Source organism: Methylibium sp. T29-B, assembly GCF_000576225.1.
Taxonomy (GTDB): domain Bacteria; phylum Pseudomonadota; class Gammaproteobacteria; order Burkholderiales; family Burkholderiaceae_C; genus Methylibium; species Methylibium petroleiphilum.
In genome coordinates, this window is the sequence record NZ_AZSN01000154.1 from 1 (window position 1) to 8,363 (window position 8,363).

An 8,363-nucleotide genomic window follows, 5' to 3' on the forward strand; every position below is an offset into this window, starting at 1 on the left:
GAGCGGCGGAGCGCCGCCCCGCGGCTGACACCGGGACCTTCGCCGCTCGCGCGCCGTGCCGGCGAGGGCGGGGTGCTGCGCGACGAGCCCAAGCCGGCGCCCGTCGACGAGGAACCCATGCTGGCCGAGGTGCGCAGCCTGCTGATCGGCACCTTGCTGGTGGACGGCCCGGTCAGCAGTTCGCTCACGGTCCTGCGCGTCGGCCGTGCGCGCGACCGCTACGAGCTGATCGGGTTGGTGTGGCAGATCGAGCGCGCGCTGGTCACGGCGCGACGGCCGGTCGAGGCCATGAGCCGACTGCGCCGCGCCCGCGAACTGCTGGGCCTGGGCAATACCGTCGTCGACGAAGACACGAAGCCCGGTTCCAGCACCCACTGAAGACGAAGCCGCCTCGGCCATGACCCTGCTTGCAATCGATATCGGCAACACGCGCCTGAAGTGGGCGCTGTATCCCTCGGCCGTGCCCGGCAGCGAGCCCGTGGCCCACGGTGCGCGCTTCCTCGAGACCATCGACCAGCTCGGCGAGGCCGAATGGGCCGGCCTGGCGCCGCCGCCGCGCCATGTGCTCGGCTGCTGCGTCGCCAGCGACTCGGTGCGTCACCGCGTCGAGGAGCAGCTGGAGTTGTGGGACGTGGCACCGCGCTGGGTGGTGCCGGGCGCGGCCGAGGCCGGCGTGACCAACGGCTACGACCATCCGATGCGCCTGGGCAGCGACCGCTGGGTGGCGCTGATCGGCGCGCGTGCGCGCGTGCTCGCCGCGGGCGCGCGCCGGCCGGTGCTGGTGGTGATGGCCGGCACGGCGGTCACGGTCGACGCGCTCGATGCGGACGGCCGTTTCCTCGGCGGGCTGATCCTGCCCGGCCACGGCATCATGCTGCGCGCGCTGGAAGCCGGCACCGCCGGCCTGCGGGTGCCCACCGGCGAGGTGCGCGAGTTCCCGACCAACACCAGCGACGCGCTGACCAGCGGCGGCAATTTCGCCATTGCCGGCGCCATCGAGCGCATGCACCGCCATCTTCAGCAGCGCTGTGGCGAGCCACCGTTGTGCATCGTCACCGGCGGCGCGGGCTGGAAGGTGGTGCCGGCGCTGACCATCGATCACGAACTGATCGACACCCTGATCTTCGACGGCCTGCTGACCATCGCCGCGCAGCGCGGCTGAGCCGCCCCCGGGTCAGAGAATGAAGCGGGACAGATCCTCGTCGACCGCGAGCGCCCCGAGCTTGCGATCCACGTAGCGGCGTCGATCGCGATCGTCTGGCCGCCCAGGTTCGGCGCATCGAAGCTCACCTCGTCGAGCAGGCGCTCCATCACCGTCGACAGCCGGCGCGCGCCGATGTTCTCGGTGCGCTCGTTGACGTCGAACGCAATCTGCGCCAGCCGGCGCACACCCTCGGGCCGGAAGTCGAGCCGGACGCCCTCGGTGTCCAGCAGTGCCTGGTACTGGCGTACCAGGCTGGCGTGGGTCTGGGTCAGGATCGCCTCGAAGTCCTCGACCCGCAGCGAGCCCAGCTCCACCCGGATCGGGAAGCGGCCCTGCAGCTCCGGGATCAGGTCGCTCGGGCGCGCCAGGTGGAAGGCGCCCGAGGCGATGAACAGGATGTGATCGGTCTTGACAGTGCCGTGCTTGGTGCTGACCGTCGTGCCCTCCACCAGCGGCAGCAGGTCGCGCTGCACGCCCTGGCGCGAGACCTCGGCGCCGCTGGCGCCGTCGCCGCGCGACGTGACCTTGTCGATCTCGTCGATGAAGACGATGCCGTTCTGCTCGGCGCTGGCCAGCGCCTGCGTCTTGATCTCGTCCTCGTTGACCAGCTTGGCCGCCTCCTCGTCGACCAGCAGCTTCAACGCCTCGGCGATCTTGAGCTTGCGGGTCTTGCGCCGCGTCTGGCCCAGGCTAGCGAACATGCCCTTGAGTTGCTCGGCCATGTCTTCCATGCCGGGCGGGCCCAGCAATTCGACGGCAGCGCGCGGTTCGGCGAGTTCGAGCTCGATCTCCTTGTCGTCGAGCGTGCCCTCGCGCAGGCGCTTGCGGAAGGTCTGGCGCGCCGTGCTGTCGGCCGGGGCTGGGGCCGGCGAGCTGGTGCTCAGCCCGAAGCCGGCGCCGGCATGGGCGGGCGGCGGCAGCAGCACGTCGAGGATGCGTTCCTCGGCGGCATCCTCGGCGCGGACGCGATGGGCCCGGATCGCGGCCTCGCGCGTCTGCTTGACGGCCAGGTCGACGAGGTCGCGGATGATCGAATCGACGTCCTTGCGACATAGCCGACCTCGGTGAACTTGGTGGCCTCCACCTTGATGAAGGGCGCGTCGGCCAGCTTCGCGAGGCGGCGCGCGATCTCGGTCTTGCCGACGCCAGTGGGCCCGATCATCAGGATGTTCTTCGGCGTGATCTCCGGGCGCAGCCTGTCGTCCACCTGCTGGCGGCGCCAGCGGTTGCGCAGCGCGATCGCGACGGCGCGCTTGGCGTCCTGCTGGCCGACGATGTGGCGGTCCAGCTCGGACACGATCTCCTGCGGGGTCATCGCGCTCACTGGCTGACGGGCTCCGGGTCGGTCAGCACCTCGATGGTGTGGTGCTGGTTGGTGTAGATGCACAGGTCGCCGGCGATCTCGAGCGACTTCTTGACCATCTCGGCCGGACCGAGCGTCGTGTGGGCCAGCAGCGCGCGCGCGGCCGCCTGCGCGTAGGCGCCGCCCGAACCGATCGCGACGATGCCGTGCTCGGGCTCCAGCACGTCGCCGTTGCCGGTGATGATCAGCGAGGTGTCGCGGTCGGCCACCGCCAGCATGGCCTCGAGGCGGCGCAGCACGCGGTCGGTGCGCCAGTCGCGGGTCAGGTCGATCGCGGCGCGCACCAGGTTGCCCTGGTGCTTCTCGAGCTTGCCCTCGAAGCGCTCGAACAGCGTGAAGGCGTCGGCCGTCGCCCCGGCGAAGCCGGCCAGCACCTGCTCCTTGTAGAGCCGGCGCACCTTGCGCGCCGAGGCCTTGACGACGATGCTGCCGAGCGTCACCTGACCATCGCCACCCAGGGCGACCTCTCGGCCGCGGCGTACGCTGAGGATGGTGGTGCCGTGGTACGAATCCATGGGGAAGCAGTTGAAGGCAGAGGCGGGGGCTTCAAGCCCGGGATCTGGCGGGGAGCGATCCGCGGCGCCGGCTGCATTCGTGCCGTCCGGCGGGCGTGACGCTCAGAGGTTGCGCACCTTCACGCGTGCGTGCTCGTTGATGCCCATCGCGTTGAAGAACAGGCCCAGCAGGCGATGGGCGTCCTCGAAATGGACGAGACGGTTCTCGTTGCGGCGGTGCAGCACCCAGTTGAGCAGGTCGCCGGCCGCGACGAAGTCCATGCGGATCAGTCGCGCGCAGTTGACGCTCACGACCGTGGAGTTGCCGAGCTGGGATTCGAGCCGCTGCAGCACGCTGCCGATGTCGCCGACCAACTGGCCCGACAATTCGACCGCTGCGGTGCGGACGCCGCCGGCCTCCTCGAGCACCTGCGACTCCGCGAAGCCGCTCGTCGCGTCGCTGGTCACCATCGAGCGCGATGCGAGGGTCATGCCGCCAGCATCAGCCATCTTGACGACGCACAGCGACGCCTCCCACGACGGCGGCGACACCTCGTAGGTCACGCAGTAGTCGATCGCGATCTCGTCGAACTGGTCGGGCCGGTTGCACAGCCTCAGCGTCGCCAGACGCAGCAGCCAGTAGGCGGGGTCGGCATCGCGCACGCCGGTGGGCGCGGCCTCGGCGAGAACCGAGAGCAACTGCTCGGCGCCGATCCAGCGCATCTGCAGCTTCTGCGTCCCCCAGTGGTGCATCAACTGGCTCAGCTCGCCGCAGGCCTGCGCGTCGATCCTGCGCAGCGGGCTCCAGTCCATCACCCACGGCATCGGAAGCTGCAGCGTCCTGGAGCGCAGCAGCGCGACGCCTTCTCCATCGAGCTGTTCCGGCGCGGCCCAGCCGATGCTGCCTTGGCTGCGCACCGCCTGCGCAGTGCTGGCCGCGGCCGCATTCTCGGCAGCCACCAGTTGGGGAATCGAGAACCACTGCGGCGCCGACCACCCAAAGCGCTGCACGTAGTCGAGCGCCAGGCTCTCGAACGGAGGTTGCTGGCCGGTGGCACGGTACAGATCGAACAGCACGAGCCAGGTCTCGGCATGGTTCGCGCGTTCGCCGTCGTCCGAGATGAGGCCGCGGATCGAGCGTTCGCAGCCCTCGAATTCGGCATTGGCGAAGGAAATCACCGCCTCGTCGAGCTCGGGGTCGTGGGCGATCTCGTTGACCTCGACGGCGAACGGGTTGCCGAAATCGGACATGCCCGGGCGCCCCAGGTGCACCGCTGGCGGTGCCGCGGACGCGATGGGGGCGCCGGGGGCTGTCGGTGTCGTGATCGGCGCCGGCGGCGAGGCCGGCGCGGCGGTGGGAGCAGGGGCCGCGTCCCAGGCGAGAGGGCCTTCTTGCGGCGGCGTCGTGACGGCAGCGTCGAGCACCGGGATCGACGACACGCTGGCGGGGGCCGCGTCGGACGGCGACGGGGCGCCCGCGCCGTCGATGTTGAACGGCTCGTTCATGGGCGCGGCCCGCTCGTCGAGCGCGCCCTGCACCGTCGAGGCGGTGTAGAACCCCGGGGGCTTCGTCGGGTTGGCGCGGCGGGCGATCACCTCGCCTTCCATCTGCTGCTCGATCTCGTCGATCTTGGCCTTGACCGCCGCGTCGTCCGGACGGGCCACACTGTTGGAGCGCGATTGGTCGGAATCGTCCAGGTCGGAGATCTGCAGGCCGGCCAGACCGTCGGCCGGCAGACCTTCGCGGCGGATCTTGCGCAGCATGTCGAACTCGCGCTTGCGCACGAAGTCGTTGCGCCGCTTGCGCTCGATCATCGCCTTGAGCTCGCTCTTGGCGTAGCCGCTCTGCAGCGGCTCCTCGGTCCCGCCGGGTGTGTTGAGCTCGGTCCAGTCCGTCGCCGGATTGGCGACGAACTTCACCACCTTGCGGAAGAAGCTGGTGCCTCCGGCCTTGGGATCGGGGTCGACGTCGGCCATCGCGGCAGCGAGCTCGGGTTCAAAGAAGTAGAAGGACGAGGACGGGACGGCTCGCTCAGTCGCCGAACATCTTCTGCTTCATCTCGCGGCGCTGCTGCGCCTCGAGCGAGAGCGTCGCGGTCGGTCGGGCGAGCAGGCGGCCCAGGCCGATCGGCTCGCCGGTCTCGTCGCAGAAGCCGTAGTCGCCGGCCTCGATGCGGGCGATCGACTGCGAGATCTTCTTCAGCAGCTTGCGTTCGCGGTCGCGCGTGCGCAGCTCCAGCGCGTGCTCTTCCTCGATCGTCGCCCGGTCGGCCGGATCGGGCACGATCGACGTGTCCTCGCGCAGGTGCTCGGTGGTTTCGCCGGCGTTGTCGAGCAGGTCGTTGCGCTGCTGCATCAGCCGGGTCCGGAAGAACTCCAACTGCTTGTCGTTCATGTACTCGCTGTCGGGCATCGACAACAACTCGTCCTCGGTCAGGTCGCGGCCGGCCTTGGTCTTCCAGACGTTGGCGAGCTTCGGATCGATCTTGCGCGGCGGACGCGGCAGGTCGATGACATTGCTGGCCGGTGGCCGGCTCGGCGGCGGCAGCGGAATCGACGGCGGGTGGATGTCGGCCGGGGCGGCGACGGACTTGGAGGCGCGCAGCCGGGTGGCCGGCTTCACCGGTGCCGGCGGAGGAGGCGCTTTGGGAGGGATCGACTGGCTCACGGACGGGGGCGTTGCTTTCTTGTCAAGGAGGGGCGCTGCCGGCTTGGCGGGCGCCTTCACGGCAGGAGGGGGCGGGGCGGGGGCCCGCTTCGGTGTCTTGGCGGCGGCCGCCGGAGCGGCGGCCTTCTTCGGAGCTTGCTTGGCGGCGGGCTTGGCCGGCGGTCGCTTCGCCGCCGCCTTCGCGGGCGTCTTCGTCGCAGCGCCCTTCTTGGCGGGCGGCGACGCTGCCGCCTTCTTGGCGGTGGGGCGGGGGGCGGCCTTGGCCGGGGGTCTTGCTCACAGCGGGGATCTCCTCACGGCGGCTTCACGTCTTCCTCACCCGGGCATGCTCTGTGGATGCCGTGCCCGGGTCAAGCGCCGCGCATTGTAGCGACGTGGTGTCGATGCCACGTGCGGCGCCAGGCGCCAGGGGCCGCTTCAGGCCAGACATTGCTCCAGCCCCTGGAGGAAGACGTCCTTCGGCAGGTCGATGCCGATGAACACCATCTTGCTGCCGCGGGTCTCCCCGGCCGCCCACAGCGGGCCGACGTCGCTGCCCATCAGCTGGTGGACGCCCTGGAAGATGACCTTCTTGTCGAAGCCCTGCACCCGCAGCACGCCCTTGTAGCGCAGCATCCGCGGACCGTAGACGTTGACCATGGTGCCGAGGAATTCCTCCAGCTTGGCCGGATTGAACGGGCGGTTGGAGCGGAACACGAAGCTCTTCACGTCGTCGTCGTGGGCGTGATGGTGGCCGTGCGCGTGCGACGGGTGGTCGCAGTGCTCGCCGTGCTCATGGTCGTGATGGTGGTGCTCGTGGTCGTCGGCCTTCAGGAAATCGGGGTCGATGTCGAGCTTGGCGTTCAGGTTGAAGCCGCGCAGGTCGAACACGTCCTTCAGCGGCACCTCGCCGAAGTGCACCGCCTGCAGCGGCGCACGGGGGTTCATGTGCTTGAGGCGGTGGATCAGCGCGTCGGTCGCGTCCTTGGCGACCAGGTCGGTCTTGGACAGGAAGATCTGGTCGGCGAACCCCACCTGACGGCGCGCCTCCTGCCGGTCGTCGAGTTGCTGGCCGGCGTGCTTGGCATCGACCAGCGTCAGGATCGAGTCGAGCAGGTAGCTCTCGGCGATCTCGTCGTCCATGAAGAAAGTCTGTGCGACCGGGCCGGGGTCGGCCAGGCCGGTGGTCTCGATCACGATGCGGTCGAAGTCGAGCTCGCCCTTGCGCTTCTTCGCAGCCAGGTCGGTCAGCGTCGCGCGCAGGTCCTCGCGGATCGTGCAGCAGATGCAGCCGTTGCTCATCTGGACGATCTGCTCCTTGCTGTCGGTCACGAGGATGTCGTTGTCGATGTTCTCCTCGCCGAACTCGTTCTCGATCACGGCGATCTTCTGGCCGTGGGCCTCTGAGAGCACGCGCTTGAGCAGGGTGGTCTTGCCGGAGCCGAGAAAGCCCGTGAGGATCGTGGCAGGTATCAGTGACATGGTGGACGCTCGGCCGTGTGAAGAGACTCGCACACATGAGGGTGGGCGACTGTCGATCAAGGTCCCGGGGCTGTCAAGCAAGCTGCAGGCCTGACCGGGGCGAGATGGTAGCTGCAGCGCGGGCCCGTCATGGCGCTGGGGTATTCTTGACGTTCCTCCACTCTTGGCACCGCCCGTGTCCGAGCCTCAACCAGGTCGACCTGCCCGCGCAGGCGACAAGGCAGCGCCCCACGCCGACAAGGCGGGCGACCGACGCAGCCTGTTCGAACGCGTCGTCGAGTTCCTCTCGCCCGGCCCGGATTCCAAGGACGAACTGATCGAGACGCTGGCCGATGCCGAGTTGCGCGAGCTGATCGAGCCGGAGTCGCGCATCATGCTCGAGGGCGTGCTGCGCATGGCCGACATGACCGCCGGCGACGTGATGGTGGCGGCGCCGCGGATGGACCTGCTGGACATCGGTGCCCCCTACGACGAGCTGCTGGAGGTGGTGATCGACACCGGCCACTCGCGCTTCCCGGTGTACGACGGCGAGCGCGACAACGTCATCGGCATCCTGATGGCCAAGGACCTGCTCAAGCTGCACCGGGCGCCCGAGCTGAACCTGCGCGCGCTGCTGCGCCCGGCGGTGTTCGTGCCCGAGACCAAGGGCCTGAACGAGCTGCTGCGCGACTTCCGCTCCAACCGCAACCACCTGGCCATCGTGATCGACGAGTTCGGCAAGACGGCCGGACTGATCACCATCGAGGACGTGCTCGAGGAGATCGTCGGCGAGATCGAGGACGAGTTCGACGACAAGGACCACGCCTCCGGCGTGTTCACGCTGGCCGACGGCAGTCAGCGCGTTGCCGGAGACGCCGGCATCGCCGAGGTCAACGCCGTGTTCGACACCACGCTGCCGGAGGACGACTTCGACACCATCGGGGGCCTGGTGGCGCACGAGCTCGGCCGCGTCATGCGCCGCGGCGAGACGGTCGACGTCGGCGGGCTGCGCTTCGCCGTGATGCTGGCGCGCGGGGGTGCCGTTCGCTGGTTCAAGGTGACCCGCGCGGACGGCCCGCCGCCAGCGTCGCCGCCCGAGGCTTGACCCCGCTGCCCGCCCCGCCCGCCACAGGTCGGCCCGGGGCGCCGTGGCCGCTGGGGGCCGAACTGCTGCTGATGGCCGTGGCGGGTGGC

The 8,363-nt window shown here is 69.7% G+C and carries 7 protein-coding genes and 1 pseudogene; 3 read left to right on the forward strand and 5 right to left on the reverse strand.

Going from position 1 to position 8,363, the window contains the following annotated elements:
* On the forward strand, positions 1-378 hold a 378-nt coding region (locus Y694_RS24975), incomplete at its 5' end, for a hypothetical protein (RefSeq protein ID WP_036234926.1).
* A gap of 19 nt (positions 379-397) precedes the next feature.
* Positions 398-1,162 (forward strand): type III pantothenate kinase, encoded by a 765-nt coding sequence (locus tag Y694_RS17770; protein WP_011830965.1) that lies wholly within the window; start codon positions 398-400, stop codon positions 1,160-1,162.
* A gap of 12 nt (positions 1,163-1,174) precedes the next feature.
* On the opposite strand, the pseudogene hslU reads toward Y694_RS17770, so the two are convergent.
* From hslU to Y694_RS17800, 5 genes and pseudogenes are all read right to left on the reverse strand, one after another.
* Positions 1,175-2,528 (reverse strand): annotated as a pseudogene (gene hslU, locus Y694_RS17775) (ATP-dependent protease ATPase subunit HslU).
* On the reverse strand, positions 2,525-3,082 hold the full coding sequence (gene hslV, locus Y694_RS17780; RefSeq protein ID WP_011830963.1) for an ATP-dependent protease subunit HslV: 558 nt from the start codon (positions 3,080-3,082) through the stop codon (positions 2,525-2,527). Before hslV ends, hslU begins: the two are co-directional and overlap by 4 nt.
* 102 nt (positions 3,083-3,184) lie before the next feature.
* Positions 3,185-5,038 carry an STAS domain-containing protein gene (locus tag Y694_RS17785; protein WP_036234929.1) on the reverse strand — a complete coding sequence of 618 codons (1,854 nt, stop codon included), beginning with the start codon at positions 5,036-5,038 and terminating at the stop codon, positions 3,185-3,187.
* A gap of 55 nt (positions 5,039-5,093) precedes the next feature.
* The gene (gene dksA / locus Y694_RS26155) at positions 5,094-5,684 is read right to left on the reverse strand and encodes an RNA polymerase-binding protein DksA (protein ID WP_253950424.1); all 591 of its coding nucleotides are present in this window, start codon (positions 5,682-5,684) and stop codon (positions 5,094-5,096) included.
* Positions 5,685-6,146: 462 nt separating this feature from the next.
* Positions 6,147-7,190: a GTP-binding protein gene (locus Y694_RS17800; protein WP_011830960.1), complete on the reverse strand. Its 1,044-nt coding sequence runs from the start codon at positions 7,188-7,190 to the stop codon at positions 6,147-6,149.
* 175 nt (positions 7,191-7,365) lie between these two features.
* On the opposite strand from Y694_RS17800, the gene Y694_RS17805 reads away from it, so the two are divergent.
* Complete coding sequence (locus Y694_RS17805) at positions 7,366-8,274, forward strand: HlyC/CorC family transporter (protein ID WP_036234932.1); 909 nt, start codon at positions 7,366-7,368, stop codon at positions 8,272-8,274.
* Positions 8,275-8,363: the final 89 nt, after the last annotated feature.